This window comes from Amycolatopsis sp. NPDC051128, assembly GCF_040682715.1.
Lineage (GTDB): Bacteria > Actinomycetota > Actinomycetes > Mycobacteriales > Pseudonocardiaceae > Amycolatopsis.
The window spans coordinates 24939-45025 of record NZ_JBFBBN010000064.1 but is presented as its reverse complement, the minus strand read 5'-3'; the positions used below and the strand labels follow the sequence as shown (position 1 = coordinate 45025).

Genomic DNA, 20087 nt, shown 5'->3' with positions numbered 1-20087 from the left:
GCCCTCGCTCCCGCCGGGCCGCGGCGGCTCACGAGATCTCCTGACCCGCCCGGTAGAAGTCGGCCCAGCCGTCGCGCTCGCGGATGACCGTCTCCAGGTACTCGATCCAGATCGCGCGGTCGGCCACCGGGTCCTTCACCACCGCGCCGTGGATGCCGGCCGCGATGTCGTGCGGGCGCAGGACGCCGTCGCCGAAGTGCGTCGCCAGGGCGAGGCCGCCGGTGAGCACGCTGATCGCCTCGGCGGTCGAGAGCGTGCCGGACGGGGATTTCACCGCTGTGCGGCCGTCTTCGGTGCGGCCCGAGCGCAGCTCGCGGAACACCGTGACCACGCGGCGGATCTCGGCCAGCTCGGCCGCCTCGACGGGCAGCTGCAGCGACGTGCCCAGCTCGGCGACCCGCCTGCTGACGATCTCGACCTCCGCCTCGGCGCTGTCCGGCAGCGGCAGCACCACCGTGTTGAACCGCCGCCGCAGCGCGCTGGACAGCTCGTTGACGCCCTTGTCGCGGTTGTTCGCCGTCGCGATCAGGTTGAAGCCCGGCCGCGCCTGCACCTCGGTGCCCAGCTCCGGGACCGGCAGCGTCTTCTCGGACAGGATCGTGATCAGCGAGTCCTGGACGTCGGCCGGGATGCGGGTCAGCTCCTCGAGCCGGGCCAGCTTCCCGTCCCGCATCGCGCGCAGCACCGGGCTCTCGACGAGCGCGGCGGCGCTCGGGCCCTCGGCGATCAGCCGGGCGTAGTTCCAGCCGTAGCGGATCGACTCCTCGGACGTGCCCGCCGTGCCCTGCACCAGCAGCGTCGAGTCCCCGCTGATCGCGGCGCACAGGTGCTCCGACACCCACGTCTTCGCCGTGCCGGGCACGCCGAGCAGCAGCAGCGCGCGGTCGGTGGCCAGCGTCGCGACGGCGACCTCGATCAGCCGCCGCGGGCCGACGTACTTCGGCGTGATCACGGTGCCGTCCGGGAGCGTGCCGCCGAGCAGGTACTCGACCACCGCCCACGGCGAGAGGTTCCAGTTCGGCGGCTTGGCCCGCTCGTCGGCGGCGGCCAGCGCGGCCAGCTCGGCGGCGTGGTCCTGCTCGGCGTGCGGCCGGAGGACGGTGGCGGGGGTGGTCATGCGAGCTCCTCGTACATTTCGCGGCGGAAGTTCAACGTCTCGGTGAGCGCCCGGCGCCACGGCCCGGCGTCCATGGTCAGGCGGGTGGTGGCCAGCGGATGGCCGAGGCAGCCGGGTGGGACCGCACGGGCGATCACGACGGCGGCGTGCGAAACCAGGCGGTGGTCGTCCTGGCGGACGATCCAGTCGAGCAGCGCGGTGCCGAGTTCCCTGGTCCACGGCCGGGGCAGCTCGTGCACCAGCCGCGCGAACGACTCGGTGGGCAGCCGGCCCACCAGGTGCCCGATGGTCGCGGCCTGGCTCGCCGGGCTCAGCACGCCGAGCAGCGGCGGGGTGGTGCGCCCGCCCGGGTCGGCGCCGATCAGCGCGTGCGCCCAGGTTTCGTCGCGCTGGCGCAGGGCCGCGGTGGCCCAGGAGTCGCGCAGCACCCCGGCCGGGCAGCCCTCGACGGTCATCCGCACCACCTCGGCGGGTGGGCCGAATTCGGACCAGAAGGACAGGGGAGCGGCCGCGACGAGCGTCCGCAGCCGGACGGTGCCTTCGTCGCGGCCGCCCTGCGGCAGGGAAACCTCCAGCACCCGGCCCCGGCGCCGGACCAGGGGTCGCAGCCGTTCGGCCATCCCCTGCCCGTAGCGCGTGCCCGGCAGCCGGCCGAGCAGGTCGGCGGCCCGTTCCCGGACGGCGGCCGCGCGGTCGGTCAGCGCGGCTTCGAGGAAGCCTTCGTCCTCGGCGCGGACGTGCCCGGCGAGCACGCCGAGGAAGTCCGCCCGGACGTCGGCGGGTTCGCTCTTCCACGACGTGGTGAGGGCTTCCCGGGCGGTGTCCGGGGCTTCGGCCAGCCGGGTGGCGAGCCAGCGGCGGCGCTGAGCGAGGCTGCCGTACTGCCAGACGTCTTGTGCCCCGTCTGCTTCGGCGGGCGCGGAGAGGAAGGCCCAGTCCGGGTTCCGCTGCCCGAGCCACGCCCCGACCGGACCGGCGACCGCGACGAGCGGGCCGCGCAGGGCGGCCTTGGTGCGGGCCGCCTCGGCCAGCAGCGGCAGGGTTTCCGGCGGGATCCGGTAGTCGGTGCCGGCGACGATCCCGAGCCACTCCAGCAGCAGGTCCGGATGGCTCGCGGCCAGCAGCCGGGCCAGCCGTTCCCGGGCGAGCGGCGGCACGAAGGGCCGCTCGTCGGGCGCGGCCACCGGCAGGGGTTTGACGTCGGCGAGCGGGCGTTTCCCGGCTCGGCGGTAGGTGGTCAGGACGACCGCGGCGGTGAGGAGCTGGTCCGCCGGCTCGGTGTGGGACGCGGCGAGTGCCTGGACGGCCGGCGGCTGCGCCGACGTGTCGAGGGTGCGCCGGCGCGTGCCGAGGAGGGCGGTGCCGACAAGGTCTTCCCAGGCTTTCACGGTCGCACGTCCTGTGCTCGGTTCGGTTTCGGGTTCAGGGGTTCCTGGTGCACAGCCCGCCGGTCTGGGTGGGCTTCATGCGCCCCAATGTGGCGTTGGGTGCGTTGGGTGCACCCAATGTGGCGTTCGGTGCGTTGAGCGCACCCAATGCCACATTGGGGCGCATGAGTCGGCCATGCGGCGGCCCTAGCCCGGTGAACCGGTGCGGTTACAGCACTGGTGACTGTCGCGTCGAGACTCACAGCCGCACCGCCCGGCCTTCGTGCCAGCAGGTCAGCGGCCGCAGGCCCGCCGGGCTCCACTCGCCGGCGACCGTCACCGGGTGGCCCGCGGACATCGCCAGCAGCGACCACGGGAAGGCGTACGGCACCAGCGGCAGCGCCGTACCGTCCTTTTCGGACAGGCACCAGCCGCCGACGTGTTCGGCCGGGGTGACGTCCGAAAGCAGGACCGGCCAGCGTTCCAGCCACGGGTCCGCGGCCATCGCCCGCGCGTACGCCGCCAGCGCGTCCGAGATCGAGCCGCCCTCGGCCGACGGTGCGGTGGAAGGGATGCCGCGCTCCGCGACCAGGGCGCGCAACGGCGCCGCGCCCGGGTAGAACGCCAGCTCCGCGGTGAGCAGGTGCCCGGCCGGCAGCGACGCGTCGAGGGGACGGCCCGGCGGCGCGAACGACAGCACCAGCGCGTCCCGCCCCGTCCGGCGGCCGCGCAGCCAGGTGCGCCGGGTCAGCAGCCGGTCGTTCTCCTCGTCGGCCGCGCCGGTGATCAGCCATTCGTCCGCCACGCGTTCGCCCTGGTCGAGCACCCGCGCCGTCTCCACGGAGAACCCGAGCCGGGTGCGGACGGTCTCCGCCAACGGAGGAGGCAGTTCGGCCAGCCGGCTCGCCGCGTCCGCGAGCAGGTACAGCAGCGACAGTTCGGCGAGCAGCGCTTCGGGCCAGTCTCGGCGGCCGACGATCCCGGCCGCCCGCCGCAGCCCGCCCGCGAGGCCGGACGCCTGCGCGTCGACCATCCGCGCGGCGACCGTGCGCAGCTCTTCGCCGCCGTTGCGGTCGAAGCCCGCGAACCCGGCGCCGATCCGGTCGGTGAGCCAGATCTTCAGCTCGGCGACACCGCCTTCGACGCGGGCCGCGCGTTCGCCGGCGCGTCGCGCGGCGGCTTCCTCGTCCTTCGGGCCGGCCGCCTCCGCGCGTTTTTCCGCCCGCTGGGCACGATCGGCGCGTTCGGCCAGCCAGGCGTGCACCCAGTCCGGTGGCTCCGCCGCGTCGATCCGCCCGGCCGCCCACAGCAGCAGCAGGCCGAGCGCGTGCTTGCACGGGAACTTCCGGCTGGGACAGGAACACCGGAACGCGGGCTCGGCGAACTCGACGCACGTCTGGTACGGCTTCTTGCCGCTGCCCTGGCAGAAGCCCCACACGGCGTCGTCGGACGCACCCGCGCCAGACCACTTCGCCGGCACGGCGAGCGCGCGGCCCGCCTTGCTCGAAGCGGGATCCGGCGCGAGCCCGGCCACGCGTTCCGCGGTCCACGGCACCGCCGTCACCACCTGTCCCCCCACTGTTCTCCCTCGTTTCGGCTACTGCATGCAGCATGCCAGCACCCACCGACATTTTCCGGCGGGCGAGTATTCTAGTGCTAGAGTACGGAGGTGCTGACGGACGCGGAGCTGACGGTGCTCGGCCTGGTGGTCGAGCGGCCGAGGCACGGCTACGAGCTGGACGAAGTCATTTCGGAACGCGGCATGCGCGACTGGACCGCGCTCGGCTTCAGCTCGATCTACTACGTGCTGGGCAAGCTCCGCGACCGCGGTCTGGTCGCCGAAGTCGAGGGTGAACGCGCGCACCCCAAAGCCAAGAAGACGTTCACGGCCACCGAAGCGGGCCGGAAGGCGTGCGCGGACGCGGCGGAGGCGGCCATCGCGGAACTGCGCCCGGTGCACCCGCCGGTGCTGGTCGGGCTGGCCAGCAGCCCCGTCGTCCCGCCTGACCGGCTCGCCGCGGCGCTGGCCCGGCGCGCCGAAGCGGTCGAAGAGCGCTTGGCCGAAGTCCGCCGGGCCGCCGCGGCGCAGGCCGGCGCGCCGCCGTTCGTCCGGGCGATCTTCGACTACTCCCTCATGCAACTCGAAGCCGAAGCCCAGTGGCTGGCGGGAAGGACGATTTGATGCCGTACGACGTCAAGAAGGACCTGAAGCGGCTTTACGCGCCGAAGAACACCGACTGGGCTCTGCTCGAGGTGCCCGAGCAGCAGTTCCTCGCGATCGACGGTCGCGGAAACCCGAACACCGCCGAGAGTTACGCGCGGGCTGTGGAAGCGCTCTATTCCGTCGCGTACACGATCAAGATGGCGGCGAAGCGACGTGGCGAGGATTTCGTCGTGGGCCCGCTGGAAGGCCTGTGGTGGGCTGAGGACTACGCCGCGTTCACCGTGCGCGCCAAGGACTCCTGGCAGTGGACGATGCTGGTTTCCTTGCCGGCGTGGATCGGTGAGGACGCCGTCGAGGAAGCCCGGGAAACGGTGCGGCGCAAGAAGAAGATCGAGGCGCCCGTCAGGTACGAGAAGCTGCACGAGGGCCGCTGCGCGCAGGTGCTGCACGTCGGCTCGTACGACGACGAAGGGCCGCTGCTGGCCCGGCTGCACGGCGAATTCCTTGCCGCGCACGGGCTCGCGCCGACCGGGCTGCACCACGAGGTGTACCTCGGCGACCCGCGGCGCGTGGAACCCGCGAAGCTCAGGACGGTGCTGCGGCAGCCGGTCGGCTGAACCTCGCGAAAGTCCGTGAATGTCGCATTGAGGGACTCCAAGTCTCTCAATGCGACATTCACGGACTTGCCCTCAGTACTCCGTCGTGGCCGGCCAGGTGTCCTCGTGCAGGAGGCGCTTGAGGATCTTGCCCGTCGCGTTGCGGGGTAGGTCCGGGACGAAGTACACGTCCCGCGGCACCGCGAACCGGGCCAGGCGCTGGTGGATGTACTGCCGGATGTCCTCCGCGTGCAGTGAAGCCCCGCGCCGCGGGACGACGTACGCCGCCAGGCGCTGGCCCCACTCCGCGTCCGCCACCCCGACCACCGCCGCGTCGTGGACGCCCGGCAGGGCCACCAGGGCCTCCTCCACCGGACGGGGGAACACGTTCTCGCCGCCGGAGACGATCATCTCGTCGGCGCGGCCGGTGACGAACAGCCGGCCCGCCGCGTCGAGGTAGCCGACGTCGCCCGTCGACATCAGGTCCGCCGCGCGCGCCGGGTCCGTGCCGTTCGTGTAGCCGTCGAACAGCATGTCGTTGCCGACGAAGATCTCGCCCTCGCCGCCCGGTGGCACCGGCTTGCGGTCCTCGTCGAGGATCGCGATGCGGGTGCCGAACGGGCAGCGGCCCGCCGTGGTCGGCGCGGCGCGCAGGTCGCCCGGGTCGGCGATGCTCGCCCACGAGACCTCGGTCGAACCGTAGAAGTTGTAGAGGACGTCGCCGAAGGTGTCCATGAACGACGTCACGAACGACCCGGACATCGCCGAGCCGCTGCTCGCCACGATCCGCAGCGACGACAGGTCGTACCGCGCGCGGACCCGCTCGGGCAGGTCCATGATCCGCTGCAGCATGATCGGCACGGCGAACAGCGCGTCGCACTTCTGCTCGGCGATCGTCCGCAACGTCTCCTCGGCGTCGAACTTGCGGATCAGCGCGAGCGACGCGCGCAGCGCCATGCCGATCTGCATCGCCGCCAGGCCCCAGGTGTGGAACAGCGGCGCCGCGACGAGGATCCGGTCGCCGGCGCGCAGCGGGATGCGGTCGAGGATCGCCGCCGCGGAGCCCAGGCCCTTCGGCGTGGGACGGCGCGCGCCCTTCGGCGTCCCGGTGGTGCCGGAGGTCAGCACGACGAGGCGGCCCGGCCGGTCGACCGGCTTCGGCGGGTCGGCCGGCGCGGCGTGGATCAGTTCGTCGACAGTCGGGTAGCCGGCGTCGGCGTCCGGCCACGTGCTGATCCGGGCGAAGTCGCCCGGGACGTTCGCGATGGTCTGGGCGAACTCGTCGTCGGCCAGCACCGCGGACGGCCGGTGCTCGGCGATCACGTCCCGGACCGAGGCCGTGGACAGGCCGGTGTTCAGCAGGACGACGTCGGCGCCGACCTTGCTGGCGGCGACGAACGACTCGACCATCGCGGCGTGGTTGCGGCACATCAGCGCGATCCGGTCGCGTTCGGCCACGCCGAGTTCGCTCAGGGCGTTGGCGAGCCGGTCGGTGCGTTCCTGGACCTGGCGGAAGGTGCGGAGGCTGCGCTCGTCGTGCAGGGCGGGCTCGTCGGGGACGCGGGCCGCGGAAGCCTGGTAGCCGCCCGCGACGGTGGCGCCCCACTGCGCGAGGGAGTTCAGCTGGCGGGCCAGCCGGTCCGGCCGGGCGGCGCTGAGCACGCCCGCGCGCAGCAGGACGCTCGTGGTGCGCAGCTTGGTGGCCTTGTGGACGTCGCGGTCGGCGTCGGGATCGGCCTGCCCGGCCAGATGCAGGTCGAGGCGCCGGGCCACGGTACGGAGGTCCTTCTTCACCGACGACACCAGATCGAGGTGCGACGGCGGCAGCATCATCCGGACGAACAGCTCGGTCCGGCCGCCCGCGAGGGGTCTCAGCTCCAGCGAAACCCACGTGCCCTCGTCGGGGACGCCGCACCACACGACGTGCTCGCCCGGCCGGTACACCACGGCCTGGACCTGGGTCTCCAGCATCGGCCCGCGCTCGGGCACGATCCGGATCAGGCCTTTCGGCCCGCGGCCGCGCGAGGCGGGTTCCTGGATCTCGCACCAGCTGATCTCCGGCACGAAGCGCGAGTACCACTCCGGCGATCCGACGATCTGCCAAACCAGGTCGGGCGTGTGCCCGACCACGGCACTCGCCTCGGTTACATCGTCACGCATCGTCTGCCCTCGCCGCAGTGTCACCGAACACACGTTCAGGTCACGGAGGCGTCACATTAGCAGCAAACGGGTGATCAGGGATACTCCGAACGGCCAGCTACCGGTGGGTAACGGACACTCCTGGTGGGTCCTCATAGTGTCCATTGTAGATAGATTAACGGCGTTCACCGAGCATACCGGGTCACCAGCTCGGAACCGAGCCGCGCGAGCTCGGCTTTCACGGACTCCGGACCTTCGACTTCGACGAGCGCGCCCCAGCCCGCCAGCTCCTGCGCGATCATGATCGGGGCGGGCGCGGCGACCCGCACCCGGACACGGTCGCCGGGCAGTTCGGCGACGAGTTCGCAGTGCCGGCCGAACCGGTCCCGCAGCACACCGAGGTGCCGTCGTTCGAGGACCACGTCCGCGGTGAGCGGCGATCGGCGCTTCTCGACCTCCTCGACGACCTCCTCCCACACCTTGGCCAGCTCCAGGTCCGACGGACGTTCCGCGGCGTCTTCGGTCGCGGCGGCCGCGACGATCCGGTCGACGCGGAAGGTCCGGCGGCCCTTCGCCGTGCCCGCGACGAGGTACCAGACGTCGTCCTTGTCGACCAGGCCCCACGGGTCCACCACCCGGTCCGACGTCTCGCGCCCGCGGCCGGCGTAGGTCAGCCGGACCTGCCGCCGGGCGATGACCGCGTCCCGCAGCAGTTCCACCATCGGCGGCCGGACCTTCGCGCGCTCGCCCCAGCCCGTCTGGTCGACGACGACGGCGTCCGCCGCGGCCTCGGCGTCGGCCCGGAACGTGCCCGGCAGCGCGCCCATGAGCTTCCGCAGCGCGGACTTGACCTCCGGCGCGGCGGCCGCGGCCGGGCCCGCCAGGAGGAAGAGCGCCCGCGCCTCGCGCGCGCTCAGCCCGGACAGGTCCGTCCGGGCACCGCCGACGAGCTGCCAGCCGCCGCCGCGGCCGGGCTGCGGGTAGACGGGCACTCCCGCGGCCGACAGGGCTTCGAGGTCACGGCGGGCGGTCGCGACGGAGATTTCCAGCTCCTCGGCCAGCTCGCCCGCGGTGACGCGGCCGCGGGTCTGCATCAGCAGGAGGGTGGCCACGAGGCGGTCGGCGCGCATGGGAGAAGTGTGGCAAACAAAGTGCTCACTCGGTGAGCACTTTCACCGCGCATGATGGCTCCAGACCGCTTGAGAGGAGCAGGGAATGCTGCGAGGAATGGCTACCGTCACGTACTACGCCGAGGACCACGAAGCGGCGAAGGCCTGGTACACGGAGTTCCTGGGGATCGAGCCGTACTTCAACGTCCCCGGGTACTCGGAGTTCCGGATCGGCGACTACCAGCACGAACTCGGCATCATCGACCGGAAGTACGCCCCCTTCACGCACACCGAGCCGGGCGGCGAGATCGTGCGCTGGCACGTCGACAACCTCGAAGCGACGGTCGCGCGCCTGCTCGAACTGGGCGCGAAGGAGTACGAGCCGATCATCGAGCGCGGGCCGGGCTTCGTGACGGCGTCGGTCGTCGACCCGTTCGGCAACGTCCTCGGGGTCATGACGAACGTGCACTATCTCGCGGTGCTGAAGGAACGCTCTTGAGGCGGTAGGCCTCCTTGACGCACTTCTCGCACCGCTTGTGCCGGACGGTCTTCCCCGCCGGGTCGGTGCCGTAGAAGGGAAAGCAGCCCGCGCCGCAGCTCGCGTAGTAGATCAAGCCGAGCCGGACCTCGCCGCGGCCGACGTAGTGGACGAGCCGGTGGCGCGGATCCGGCCCGCATTCGGGGAGCCAGCCGTGGGCGGGCACGCGGGCGGCCGCGATCTCGTCGAGCGCGCCCGCGCGGGTGATCAGGTCCGCGCCGAGGCAGGAGAGGCGCTCGCCGAGGTCGCGCATGCCGTCGGCGCGCAGGGGCGGGCCGGCGAGCCAGGAGACGTCGCCGGGGAGCGTTTCGGCCATGTCGCGGAGACGGGAGAGCAGGGCGTGGTCCGGGTCCATGACCTGCAGCGAACCTGACGCGAATTCGCGACACCAGCCGACGCGCGGACGACGGGAATGTCGGACCCCGGTGACAGAATGCGCTCATGGCGACACCCTTCGCGACACCACGGGCGAGAGCGCTCGGCTTCGGGCTACGCGACTGCCGGAAGGCGCGGGACCTCGGCGTGCGGGAACTGGCGAGGCTGATCGGGGTCTACCCGCAGGAGCTGTCCAACTGGGAGTACGGGAAGCGGATTCCCAAGGTGGAGCAGGTGGCTCTGTTGCTGGGAGCTCTGGTGGTGGAGCCGGAGGAGCGGAAACGGCTGCTGGAGCTCGCCCGCACCGCTGCAGAGGTGAGCTGGCTCGAGAAGGTGATGCCCGGCTTCTCCCTGAAGCCCGGTACCTATGTGCAGTACGAGCGCGAGGCGAGCGAGTTGTTCGGGTGGGAGCCGGTGCTGATTCCCGGCCTGTTCCAGACTCCCGCCTATGCCCGGGTCGCGCTCGCCGCCTTCGGTGTGGTCGGCGAGCACAACGAGAGGCTGGCCGAGGCTCGGCAGACCCGGCGGAGGCTGCTGACCGGACCGCGGCCGACCCCTTACCGCGCGATCGTCGGTGAGGGGGCGTTGCGCCCCGAGTTCATCGAGCCGCCGGTCATGGTCGAGCAGCTCCGGTTCCTGCGCGACTTGTCCGGGCGGAGCAACGTTTCGCTGCAGGTCCTCCGCGACGGCCCGACTCTCCATCCGGGGCTGTGCGGGCCGTTCGTGATCCTGGGCTTCCCGCAGCTGCCGCCGATCGTGTTCATCGAGCAATACCGGTCGAGCGCTTACCTCTACGCTGACGATCAGGTGGCCGACTACCGGTCGGCCGCCGGAACCTTGGCGGCGCTTGCCATGAGCGAGCAGGACAGTTGCGCGTTCATCGGGGAGGTGATCGCCGAACTCGGAGGCTCCGATGGGTGAGTGGCGGACTTCCCGCTATTCAGGCGAAGACAACTGCGTCGAAGTGGCGCTCGGACCTGTGGCAAAAATCCGCGACACCAAGGACCGCGCCGGCGGGACCCTCGAAATCTCCACCCGATCGTGGGATGCCTTCCTCGCCGTCCTATGGCGGCCGTCCCCACAGGATCTTCCCGAGGTGTAGCCCGCGCGCACATAGCCCGCGACCGGCGTCACGCTTACCGTTCCCGTCCATGACCAGCGATCTGGACGGGCGCACCGCCCTCGTCACCGGCGGGGCCGGCGGTATCGGCCTGGCCTGCGTCCGCGCCCTCGCCGCGGCCGGGGCGAAGGTGCACGTCGTCGACTTGGACCACGACAAAGCCGAAGCCGCCGCCACCGAGGTCGGGGGCTGGGCGCACGCGGCCGACCTCACCGACCCGTCGGCCGTCGACCAGCTCCCCACCGAAGTCGACATCCTCGTCAACAACGCCGGGATCCAGCACGTCGCGCCGATCCAGGACTTCCCGCCCGGGATGTTCGCCCACATCCAGGCGCTGATGGTCACCGCGCCGTTCCTCCTCATCCGCCACACCCTGCCGGCGATGTACGCCCGGGGCTGGGGGCGGATCGTCAACATGTCGAGCGTCCACGGGCTGCGCGCCTCCGCCTACAAGGCCGCGTACGTCGCCGCCAAACACGGCCTCGAAGGCCTCTCCAAGGTCGCCGCCCTCGAAGGCGCCGAACACGGCGTCACCAGCAACTGCGTGAGCCCCGGTTACGTCCGCACGCCCCTGGTCGACGGCCAGATCGACGCCCAGGCCGCCGAGCACGACATCCCGCGCGAGGACGTCGTCGCCGAGGTGCTCCTCAGGCGCGCCGCGATCAAGAAGCTCATCGAACCGGACGACGTCGCTTCCCTGGTGGTGTGGCTGTGCGGCGAGCACGCCGGCCACCTCACCGGCGCCTCCATCCCGCTCGACGGCGGCTGGACCGCCGCTTAAGTCCCGTCACCACGACGAAGTGGAGCCCGCAGTGAGTCAACCGACGAGTCAACCGAACCGGTCGGCGATCGCCAAGATCGTCGGTGCGAGCCTGATCGGCACCACCATCGAGTGGTACGACTTCTTCCTCTACACCTCGGCCGCCGCGCTGGTGTTCAACAAGCTGTTCTTCCCGACGGCGAACCCGCTCACCGGCACGCTGCTGGCGTTCCTGACCTACGCCGTCGGGTTCCTCGCCCGGCCGATCGGCGGGCTCGTGTTCGGGCACTTCGGCGACCGGCTCGGCCGCAAGAAACTCCTGGTCGTCAGCCTGGTCCTGATGGGCGGCTCGACCTGCCTGATGGGCGTGCTGCCGACGTACGCCACGGCGGGCGTCGCGGCGCCGATCCTGCTCACCCTGCTTCGCCTGGTGCAGGGCTTCGCGCTCGGCGGCGAGTGGGGTGGCGCCGTCCTGATCGTCTCCGAGCACGGCGACGACCGCCGTCGCGGGTTCTGGGCGTCCTGGCCGCAGTGCGGCGCGCCCGGCGGCAACCTCCTGGCCACCGCGGTGCTGGCGTTCCTGTCCGCGACGCAGTCCGACGCGACGTTCATGTCCTGGGGCTGGCGCGTCCCGTTCCTGCTCTCGGGCGTGCTGCTGCTGATCGGGCTGTGGATCCGGCTGGCCGTCGCCGAGTCGCCGGTGTTCCTGGCCGCCCAGCGTCAGGCCGAGGCTCGCACCGAGAAGCACGTGCCGGTCATCGACGTCTTCCGCAACAGCTGGCGTCAGGTGCTGATCACGATCGGCGCCCGGATGGCCGAGAACGTCTCGTACTACGTGATCACCGCGTTCATCCTGGTGTACGTCACGACCGGGCTGCACCTGCCGAAGGGCCTGGGCCTGACCGCGGTGCTCATCGGCTCGGCCGTGCACTTCGTGACGATCCCGATCTGGGGCGCGCTGTCCGACCGCGTCGGCCGCCGCCCGGTCTACCTGTTCGGCGCGATCGGGATGGCCTTGTGGGGCTTCGCGTTCTTCGCGCTGCTGGACACGAAGTCGTCGGCGGTGATCGTCCTGGCCACGACGGTCGGGCTGGTGCTGCACGGCGCGATGTACGGCCCGCAGGCCGCGTTCTTCGCCGAGCAGTTCCCGACCCGGGTGCGCTACACCGGGCTTTCGGTCGGCGGCCAGCTGTCCTCGATCGCCGCCGGGGCCGTCGCTCCGCTGATCGCCGTGGCGTTGTTCTCCGCCTGGGGCAGCACTGTGCCGGTGTCGCTGTACGTCGCGGCGATGTGCCTGATCACGGTGGTCGCGCTGCTCGCCGCCCGCGAGACGCGCGGCGAGTCGCTGCACGACGACAGCGTCGAGGCGGAGACAGCGACCGTTTCGCCCTAGCATGACGGCCGTGACCGCACCTTCCGAGAACGTCACGGCGCTGCGCCGGCTGCTCGATCTGCTCGCCTCCGGGGCGAGCAGCGAGCAGCTGGCGCACGTCGTCGTGGCCGCCCGCGCCGAGGGCACCCTCGGCGCGGCCGACCTGGCCACCCTGGCCGGCGCGGGCGAGGTGGCACTGCGGATCCGCGAGACCCTCGCCGAGCACCGGCGGCGTGAAGCCCAGCTCGGCGCGCTGTTCGACACCGCGAGCGAGCTCGCCGCACTGTCCGATCCGGACACCGTGCTGCGGTCGATCGTCCGGCGCGCGCGGGCGCTGCTGGGCGTCGACGTCTCTTACCTGTCGCTCAACAACGAGGCCGAGAACAAGACCTACGTCCGGGTCAGCGACGGGTCGGTGTCGGCGGAGTTCCAGCAGATCGTGCTGGGCATGGGGGAGGGCCTCGGCGGGCTGGTGGCGCAGACGGCGCGGCCGTACGCGACGTCGGACTACTTCAACGACGACCGGTTCAAGCACACCCGCCACATCGACTCCGGCGTCCGCGACGAAGGCCTGACCGCGATCCTCGGCGTCCCCCTGGCGATCGGGCCGAAGGTGCTGGGGGTGCTCTTCGCGTCCGACCGCGCCACGCGGGAGTTCTCCGCGGACGAGGTCGCGCTGCTGTCGTCGCTCGCCGACCACGCGGCGATCGCCTTGGACAGCGCGAACCTTCTCGACCAGACCCGCCGGGCCGTCGCGGAGCTCAACGAGGCCAACGCGACGATCCGGGCGCAGAACGCGGCGATGGAACGCGCCGAGGACGCGCACGACCGGCTGACCGATCTCGTGCTGCGCGGTGGCGACCTGCCGGACGTCGCCGCCGCGGTCGCCGGGGTGCTGCACGGCGACCTCACGGTCTACGACGCCGATGGCACGCTGCTGGCGAGTTCGGCCGTTCCCGCGGCCCTCGACCCGGACGTGCTCGCCGCGGCCCGCGCCGCCGGGCGGGCGGTGTCCACAAGGGACAGCTGGGTGTGCGCGGTGCAGGCCGGTCCCGAGCTGCTCGGCAGCCTCGTGCTGGCCGGGCGCGCCGGGCTGACCGACCCCGACCGGCGGCTGTTCGAACGCGCCGGCGTCGTGACGGCGTTGCTGCTGATGCTGCGGCGGTCGGTGGTGCGCGCGGAGGACGAGGTCCGCGGCGAGCTGCTGACCGACCTGCTCACGGCCCCGGACCGCAACCCCCGCGCGTTGCTGGCCCGCGGCCGGCGGCTGGGGATCGACCTGTCGGCGCCGCACGCGGTGCTGGTCGCGCACGCGGACGGCGGCTCACGGCGGCGCCTGGCGAGCGCCGCCGCCCGGCACGCGACGCTGGTCGGGGTGCACGCGGAGGAGGTCGTGCTGCTCGGCGCGGGCGACCCGGACGAGCTGGCCCGCCGTGTCGCGGCCGACCTCGGCGCGGCGACCGGCCGCCCGGTCACGGTGGGCGCCGCCGGCCCGGCGGGCGGGCCGTCGGCGATCGCGGCCGCCCACGCGGAAGCGGCGCGCTGCGTCCGCGCGCTGCTCGCGCTCGGCCGGACCGGCGAAGGCGCGGCGATGGCGGGGCTGGGTTTCCTCGGCCAACTGCTCGGCGACCGCGCGGACCTCGACGCGTTCGTCCGGCAGACGCTCGGCCCGGTCCTCGACTACGACGAGCGCCGTGGCACCGAGCTGGTCGCGACGCTGCGGGCGTACTTCGCGAACGGTTCGCAGCTGGCGCGCACGAAGGACGTCCTGCACGTCCACGTGAACACGGTGGTGCAGCGGCTGGAGCGGGTGGCGTCGCTGCTGGGGGAGGACTGGCAGACGCCGGACCGGGCTTTGGAGATCCAGCTGGCGCTGCGCCTGCACCGTCTCCACGACTGATCATCCCCCGCCGAGCAGGGACACCGCGGTCCGCCGCGGCAGCAGCCCGGTGATCGTGGCGAGCACGGCGTTCCGCCGGCCGGACACGACGATGGGTCCCTGACGGCCGTTCACTGCTCGGAGGGCGCGGTCGGCGACTTCCTCCGGCGTCTGCACCAGCCACGACGGGACGTCTTCCGCGTGCTGCGACTCCGTCGCTGTCACGCCGGGGCACAGCGCCAGCACGTGGACCCCGCGGGCTTTCTGTTCGTGCCACAGGGTTTCGGAGAACGACGTCACGAACGCCTTGGTGGCGCTGTAGACACCCAACCCGGGCTTCGGCGTGAACCCCAGCGTCGACGACACGTTGACCAGCGCCGAACCCGGCTGAGCCCGGGCGAGGAAGGCATGGGCCAGCGTCACGATCGCGCGGCAGTTGAGGTCGACCACGGCGAGGGCGTCCTGGAGGGAGGTCGCCGCGAAGTCGCCGTGCACCGCCGCGCCGGCGTTGTTGACCAACAGCGTGTAGGGCTCGCCGGCCAGCCGGGCGGCGGTGACGCGCAGGCCCTCAGGGGTGGCGAGGTCCGCGGTCAGCCGGTCGTGCCCGGGGCCGAGTGTCGTCATGAGGTCGTCGAGCCGGTCTTCGCGGCGGGCCACGGCCGTCACGGAGTAGCCCGTCGCGGCCAGCGCCGTGGCGAACGCCCGGCCGATGCCCGCGCTCGCCCCTGTCACCAGTGCCTTCACTGCTCGTTCTTCGGCTTCGTGTCCGGCGCGAACGCGAACGAGACGCGCTCCATCAGCGGCTTGCGCTGGGTGTTGTGGAACGCGGCGACGAGCCAGCGGCCACCGTCACGGACCAGCGTGTAGGTCTGCACCTTGGACAGCTTCTTCGGGTGCGCGCCGGTGTAGGTGTCGCCGCGGCTGGTCACGACCGCGACGCCGGCTCCCAGGAAGCGCACGTCCAGGACCTCGTGGGCGAGCTTGCTGCCCTTGAGGAACTTCTCGAACAGGACGCGGTGGCTGCCGGCGATGTCGTCGCGGCCCTGATAGCGCGTACCGACGAAGGTCACGTAAGTGGCGTCTTCCGTGAAGTGCGCGCCGTAGGCGTCGGCGTCGCTTCGGCCCCAGGCGTCGGCGAGAGAGTCGAGAACGGCGGTGACGGTCGCCCGGTCGGTGGTCATCATGGTCGGTCTCCTCGACGGCTATACTTGGCTTCTCATGTGCAGTATCTGCACACATGCAGATATTAGACAGGAGGACGACACGGTGGCAAGTCCCCAGGATCGGCACGTGCTCTTCCGGCGGTACCTGGACGCGGTGGGGCTGCACGGCCTGGCCGGGGCGGAGGCCGCCGGCCTGCACGCCACGGAGTGGTACGCGCTCAGCCTGCTCGATCTGGAAGGGCCGCTGACCTCGGGCGAGCTGTCGGCGCGCACCGGCCTCACCACCGGCGCGACGACCAGGCTGATCGACCGGCTCGAGCGCGCGGGCTACGTCCGCCGGGCGGCCGACCCGGCCGACCGGCGCAAGGTGCTCGTCGAACCGGTGCCCGACGCGCTCGCCGGCGTCGAGCGGATCGTCGGCCCGGCCCGCGGCCGCATCGCCGCCGTGATCGGGCAGTACTCACCGGAGCAGCAGGAGCTGCTGTTCGACTACTTCGCGCGCGCGGCGCCGGCGTACCGGGAAGCCTCGGAAGAGATCCGCAAGGCAACCCGGCGCCGCTAGCACTGGCCGTCGGCGAGGATCCAGTAGCCCGGTGACGTCTCCCGCAGCGCGTGTGTGGTGAACGTGTTCCACAGCCCCATGGCCTGGTTCGAACCGTTCGCGTAGGTCTGGCCGCCGCTCTCGTGCGCGCGGCCCGCCTGCGTGTGGGCGTAGTTGGACGCCGAGACGCAGGTTCCCGACTGAGCGGTCGTGGTCGGCGTCGCCGTCGTCGTGGTCCCGGATCCCTTGTCCAGCCCGAAGAACACGCCCGTGTAGTAGCTGGAGCAGATCCCGGCGAGGAAGTAGGCGCCGGTGCTGCCGCACTGCGTCGCGCCGGTGCCCGGGTCGACCGCGGTGCCGTGGCCCATCCCGGCGATCGAGTACAGCTGGACCTTGTCGGCGTAGGTCGTCAACGTCGTGCCGCCGGGCAGGGACTGCGTGCTCGTCGGCGTCTGGGAGACGCCGTGCACCGCGGTCCACTGGTCGCGCAGCTCGGTGCCGTTGACCGGGTAGACCGTGTAGTCGCCGGTGCCCTGCCAGATCGCGACGCGCGGCCAAGGCCCGCTGTAGCCCGGGTACTGCGCCGTGACGCGGGAGGCCCACTGCGCCGGGGTCAGGTGCTGGTCGTTCTGCTGGCAGCTCGACGTCTGGGTGATGCTGGTGGCGCACTGCGCGGGCAGCCCGGCGTTGATGCCGCCTCCGGCGAAGACGTCCGGGTACGCCGCCAGCAGGTCGGCGGCCATCCCGCCGCCCGCCGACAAACCGGTGACGAACACCCGCGAGGTGTCCGACCCGTGGTCGGCGACCGCCTTGTCCACCATGGACTTGATCGACGCGGCCTCGCCGTTGCCGCGGGTGTCGTCGGCGGGGAGGAACCAGTTGAAGCACTTGAGCGAGTTGTTCGCGGTGGACGTCTGCGGGAACACGACCTCGAAGCGCCACCGGTCGGCCAGCGCCGGCCAGCCGGAATGGGCGTAGTAGTCGGCCGCGCTCTGCGTGCAGCCGTGCAGGGCGACGACCACCGGACGGCCGGTCTCGAGCCCGGCGGGAGTGTAGGTGTACATCGCGAGAGCGCCGGGATTGGCGCCGAACGAGGAGATCTGGACCAGGGACGACGCGGGCGGATCGGTGGCCGAAGCCAGTCCGGTCGTGGTGAGCACGGCGGCGGCGATCGCGGCGAGTCCGGCGAAGGCGAGCTTGCGCATGGTGAATTCCTTCTCGTCGTTGAGAGGGTCCCCAGCGACGCTAAAACCGCCGCCGCGCGCTGACCATGTGGCCGTCCACCACATCGCCGTGGCGATTCATGGTGGCCGGCGAGGTGGCTCTCGCGTGCCGCACGCGCTTGAGTTCTGTCCCGAACCCAACTCGGAGGTGGACCGTGCGAAGCTGGCTGGCTTTGGTTGTGGCGGGTGCGCTCGCGGCGGTGCCGGCGCCGTCGGCGTCGGCTTCGGCCGGGCGCTGCCAGGTGGACGTGCCCGGCGCGGAGATGTCCGTCGCCGTGTGCCTCGACGACCTGACGACGACCGGCACCCTCGCCTCGGGCCACACCGTCCAGGCCGACTGGGCCGGATTGAACTCAGCCGGCCTGCCCACGCCGAGCGGCGTCCCCGGCGTGCAGGTCGACGGGTACTTCCCGGACACGTCGACGGCGAACACCAACCACGGCTGGAACCACGACGCCCAGTTCGTGCTGCGCCTGCCGGACCGGTGGAACGGCGGCCTCGTCGTCGCCGGCTCGCCCGGCGTCCGGCGGCAGTACGCGAACGACCGCGCGATCGGCGACCAGGCACTGGCGGAGGGCTACGCGTTCGCCGCGACCGACAAGGGCAACACCGGCGCGGCGTTCTTCACCGACGGCGTCCGGCCCGGGGACGCACTGGCGGAGTGGAACTCCCGCGTCACCCAGCTGACGCTGGCGGCTCGTTCGTCGGTGGCGCGCCACTACGGCCGTCCGCCGGCGCGGACCCTGGCCGCCGGGCTGTCCAACGGCGGGTACCTGGTGCGGTGGCAGCTGGAGAACCGGCCGTGGCTCTACGACGGGGGCGTCGACTGGGAGGGGACGCTGTGGCGTGCCGACGGGCCGAACTTGCTCACGTTCCTGCCGCCGGCGCTGCGCGCTTATCCGGCGTATGCGGCTGGTTCGGAAGCGGCGCACCAGTCCATTTTGGACGCGGGCTTCGCGCCGGGGTCGGAGTTCCTGTGGGACTACCACTACCGCGTGTACTGGGACCTGACCCAGCGGATCTACCGCGAGGAGGTCGACCCGTCGTTCGACGGTGCCCTTGCGGCGGGAGTTCCGTTCTGTGCCAGTGGAACGCCGTCCTGTGACACCGACTACGCGTATGCGTCCCGGCCGGCGTCGGTGGCTCGGGCGGTGGAGCGGATCTCGCTGACCGGGCGGATCGGCAAGCCGCTGCTGACGCTGCACGGCACGCTCGACACGCTGTTGCCGATCACCCGCGACTCCGACGTCTACGACGGGATGATCACTTCCGCGGGCCGGGGCGCGCTGCACCGGTACTACCGGGTCGAGGGCGGCAACCACGTCGACGGGCTGGTCGACCAGTACCCGGACCGGCTGCGTCCGCTGGGCCCCTGCTTCCGGACGGCGTTCGACGCGCTCGCGGGCTGGCTGCGCGGGGTGCGTCCCCCGGCCTCGACGACGATCGCCCGGCCCGCCGGCGCGACCCCGGCCGACCTGGCCACCACCTGCTCGCTGGGCTGAAGCCGTGAATGTCGCATTGAGAGACTTGAAGTCCCTCAATGCGACATTCACGGACTTGCCGGGGTCAGTCGCCCTTGATGAGGTGGTTGGCCAGGACCGGGCTGAACGTGCCCGCCGGGACGCCGGCGCCGTAGCCGCAGCTGCCGTCGGAGTCGCCGGGGACCTTGATCCACAGCCGCATCTCCGGACCGCCGTCGAGCTGGGACGGCGCGCCGAGCTTGCGCTTCGGCGGGTTGCACCACTCGGAGTCCGTGCCGTGGCCGTTGCCGTTGCGGCTGCTGTCGACCACGAACGGCGCCGCGTAGCCCAGTGCCGCGTCGACCGCCTTGCCGTAAGTCGTCGACTCGGCCGTCGTGTAGAAGTTGGAGACGTTGAGGACGAACCCGTGGATCGACTGCACGCCGACCGACTTCAGCCGCGAAGCCATCGTCGCCGCCGGGATCCAGGTGGCGTTGCCGCCGTCCATGTACGCCCAGGTGTTGGGCGCCTTCTGCGCGAACTGCGTCGCGGCGAACTTCAGCAGGTCGGTCCGGACCTGGCGGGCGTCCCCGGGCAGGCAGTCGAGCTGGGCGAGCGCGTCCGGCTCGATGATCACGATCGCCGGCTTGCCGCCGATACCGTCGGCGAACGCGGAGATCCAGTCGCGGTAGGCCTGCGGGCCGCCCGCGCCGCCGGTCGACTCGCCGCCGCAGTCGCGGCCGGGGATGTTGTAGGCGACCAGGACCGGCAGCTTGTCGGCGACGTCGGCGGCGTAAGTGTATTTGTCGACCGCCGCGCGGATGTCGCCGCTCCAGTTGCCGAACCAGCGAGCGCCGGGCTTGGTCGCGATCGACGTCCTGATCGGGCCCGCCAGGCTGTCGTTCGGGTGGTCGCGGACCCACTTCGCCGGGTTGGAGTCCGGGTCGACGTAGAAGCCGGTCGTCTTCTCGAGCGGGTTGCCGTCCGCGGCGATGGCCAGTGGAGTGGGGGCGAGGCCGCCGAGCACCAGCGCGGCGGCCACGAGCCAGGTCGAAATGCGCATTCCCGCAGTTTGCCGCGGCGGTGCACACAAGACGTACAAAGAAAATTTGAACCGGCCGGGGCCGGCGCCCGTACTACCTGGTGAGGGGCACTTTCCTCCTA

At 71.9% G+C, this 20087-nt stretch carries 20 protein-coding genes; 10 read left to right on the top strand and 10 right to left on the bottom strand.

The window, feature by feature from the left end:
* Positions 1 to 28: 28 nt before the first annotated feature.
* The 3 genes from AB0M82_RS40695 to AB0M82_RS40685 form a co-directional block, all read right to left on the bottom strand.
* Positions 29 to 1117: an AAA family ATPase gene (locus AB0M82_RS40695; protein WP_364734178.1), complete on the bottom strand. Its 1089-nt coding sequence runs from the start codon at positions 1115 to 1117 to the stop codon at positions 29 to 31.
* Positions 1114 to 2505: a DUF5691 domain-containing protein gene (locus AB0M82_RS40690; RefSeq protein WP_364734175.1), complete on the bottom strand. Its 1392-nt coding sequence runs from the start codon at positions 2503 to 2505 to the stop codon at positions 1114 to 1116. The genes AB0M82_RS40695 and AB0M82_RS40690 overlap by 4 nt, the downstream gene beginning before the upstream one ends.
* A gap of 238 nt (positions 2506 to 2743) precedes the next feature.
* Positions 2744 to 4051 carry an SWIM zinc finger family protein gene (locus AB0M82_RS40685; protein ID WP_364734203.1) on the bottom strand — a complete coding sequence of 436 codons (1308 nt, stop codon included), beginning with the start codon at positions 4049 to 4051 and terminating at the stop codon, positions 2744 to 2746.
* A gap of 102 nt (positions 4052 to 4153) precedes the next feature.
* Here AB0M82_RS40685 and AB0M82_RS40680 point away from each other — a divergent pair, with 102 nt between their 5' ends.
* Both AB0M82_RS40680 and AB0M82_RS40675 read left to right on the top strand, forming a co-directional pair.
* Positions 4154 to 4666: a PadR family transcriptional regulator gene (locus AB0M82_RS40680; protein WP_364734172.1), complete on the top strand. Its 513-nt coding sequence runs from the start codon at positions 4154 to 4156 to the stop codon at positions 4664 to 4666.
* Positions 4666 to 5265, top strand: a complete 600-nt coding sequence (locus tag AB0M82_RS40675; protein WP_364734169.1) for a GyrI-like domain-containing protein — start codon at positions 4666 to 4668, stop codon at positions 5263 to 5265. The genes AB0M82_RS40680 and AB0M82_RS40675 overlap by 1 nt, the downstream gene beginning before the upstream one ends.
* Positions 5266 to 5337: 72 nt before the next feature.
* Here the strand turns inward: AB0M82_RS40675 and AB0M82_RS40670 are convergent, their stop codons facing one another.
* Complete coding sequence (locus AB0M82_RS40670; RefSeq protein WP_364734166.1) at positions 5338 to 7404, bottom strand: AMP-binding protein; 2067 nt, start codon at positions 7402 to 7404, stop codon at positions 5338 to 5340.
* A 164-nt stretch (positions 7405 to 7568) separates the two neighbouring features.
* Positions 7569 to 8513, bottom strand: coding sequence for a WYL domain-containing protein (locus tag AB0M82_RS40665; RefSeq protein ID WP_364734163.1), 945 nt, complete (start codon positions 8511 to 8513; stop codon positions 7569 to 7571).
* Positions 8514 to 8598: 85 nt separating this feature from the next.
* Here AB0M82_RS40665 and AB0M82_RS40660 point away from each other — a divergent pair, with 85 nt between their 5' ends.
* Positions 8599 to 8991: a VOC family protein gene (locus AB0M82_RS40660; protein ID WP_364734160.1), complete on the top strand. Its 393-nt coding sequence runs from the start codon at positions 8599 to 8601 to the stop codon at positions 8989 to 8991.
* Here AB0M82_RS40660 and AB0M82_RS40655 read toward each other — a convergent pair.
* The gene (locus AB0M82_RS40655) at positions 8945 to 9385 is read right to left on the bottom strand and encodes a hypothetical protein (protein ID WP_364734157.1); all 441 of its coding nucleotides are present in this window, start codon (positions 9383 to 9385) and stop codon (positions 8945 to 8947) included. The genes AB0M82_RS40660 and AB0M82_RS40655 overlap by 47 nt on opposite strands.
* An 86-nt stretch (positions 9386 to 9471) precedes the next feature.
* On the opposite strand from AB0M82_RS40655, the gene AB0M82_RS40650 reads away from it, so the two are divergent.
* The 5 genes from AB0M82_RS40650 to AB0M82_RS40630 are packed head-to-tail and all read left to right on the top strand — an operon-like array spanning position 9472 to position 14557.
* Positions 9472 to 10326, top strand: a complete 855-nt coding sequence (locus tag AB0M82_RS40650) for a helix-turn-helix transcriptional regulator (RefSeq protein WP_364734154.1) — start codon at positions 9472 to 9474, stop codon at positions 10324 to 10326.
* Positions 10319 to 10507 (top strand): DUF397 domain-containing protein, encoded by a 189-nt coding sequence (locus tag AB0M82_RS40645; protein ID WP_364734152.1) that lies wholly within the window; start codon positions 10319 to 10321, stop codon positions 10505 to 10507. Before AB0M82_RS40650 ends, AB0M82_RS40645 begins: the two co-directional genes overlap by 8 nt.
* Before the next feature lie 49 nt (positions 10508 to 10556).
* Positions 10557 to 11306 (top strand): 3-hydroxybutyrate dehydrogenase, encoded by a 750-nt coding sequence (locus tag AB0M82_RS40640; RefSeq protein ID WP_364734150.1) that lies wholly within the window; start codon positions 10557 to 10559, stop codon positions 11304 to 11306.
* Between the two features lie 31 nt (positions 11307 to 11337).
* A complete protein-coding gene (locus AB0M82_RS40635) occupies positions 11338 to 12678 on the top strand; it encodes an MFS transporter (RefSeq protein ID WP_364734148.1) in 1341 nt (446 codons plus the stop codon).
* Between the two features lies 1 nt (position 12679).
* On the top strand, positions 12680 to 14557 hold the full coding sequence (locus AB0M82_RS40630) for a GAF domain-containing protein (protein ID WP_364734146.1): 1878 nt from the start codon (positions 12680 to 12682) through the stop codon (positions 14555 to 14557).
* On the opposite strand, the gene AB0M82_RS40625 is transcribed toward AB0M82_RS40630, so the two are convergent.
* Both AB0M82_RS40625 and AB0M82_RS40620 read right to left on the bottom strand, forming a co-directional pair.
* The gene (locus AB0M82_RS40625; RefSeq protein ID WP_364734143.1) at positions 14558 to 15280 is read right to left on the bottom strand and encodes an SDR family NAD(P)-dependent oxidoreductase; all 723 of its coding nucleotides are present in this window, start codon (positions 15278 to 15280) and stop codon (positions 14558 to 14560) included.
* Positions 15277 to 15720, bottom strand: a complete 444-nt coding sequence (locus tag AB0M82_RS40620; RefSeq protein WP_364734140.1) for an SgcJ/EcaC family oxidoreductase — start codon at positions 15718 to 15720, stop codon at positions 15277 to 15279. Before AB0M82_RS40620 ends, AB0M82_RS40625 begins: the two co-directional genes overlap by 4 nt.
* A gap of 82 nt (positions 15721 to 15802) precedes the next feature.
* Between AB0M82_RS40620 and AB0M82_RS40615 the strand changes: the two genes are divergently transcribed.
* On the top strand, positions 15803 to 16261 hold the full coding sequence (locus AB0M82_RS40615) for a MarR family transcriptional regulator (RefSeq protein WP_364734137.1): 459 nt from the start codon (positions 15803 to 15805) through the stop codon (positions 16259 to 16261).
* Here AB0M82_RS40615 and AB0M82_RS40610 read toward each other — a convergent pair.
* Positions 16258 to 17445 carry a PHB depolymerase family esterase gene (locus AB0M82_RS40610; protein WP_364734134.1) on the bottom strand — a complete coding sequence of 396 codons (1188 nt, stop codon included), beginning with the start codon at positions 17443 to 17445 and terminating at the stop codon, positions 16258 to 16260. The two genes, AB0M82_RS40615 and AB0M82_RS40610, sit on opposite strands and share 4 nt — an antisense overlap.
* Before the next feature lie 191 nt (positions 17446 to 17636).
* Between AB0M82_RS40610 and AB0M82_RS40605 the strand changes: the two genes are divergently transcribed.
* Positions 17637 to 18965 (top strand): tannase/feruloyl esterase family alpha/beta hydrolase, encoded by a 1329-nt coding sequence (locus tag AB0M82_RS40605; protein WP_364734200.1) that lies wholly within the window; start codon positions 17637 to 17639, stop codon positions 18963 to 18965.
* A gap of 64 nt (positions 18966 to 19029) precedes the next feature.
* Here AB0M82_RS40605 and AB0M82_RS40600 read toward each other — a convergent pair whose 3' ends face one another.
* Positions 19030 to 19986: a glycoside hydrolase family 6 protein gene (locus AB0M82_RS40600; RefSeq protein WP_364734131.1), complete on the bottom strand. Its 957-nt coding sequence runs from the start codon at positions 19984 to 19986 to the stop codon at positions 19030 to 19032.
* Between the last annotated feature and the right edge of the window lie 101 nt (positions 19987 to 20087).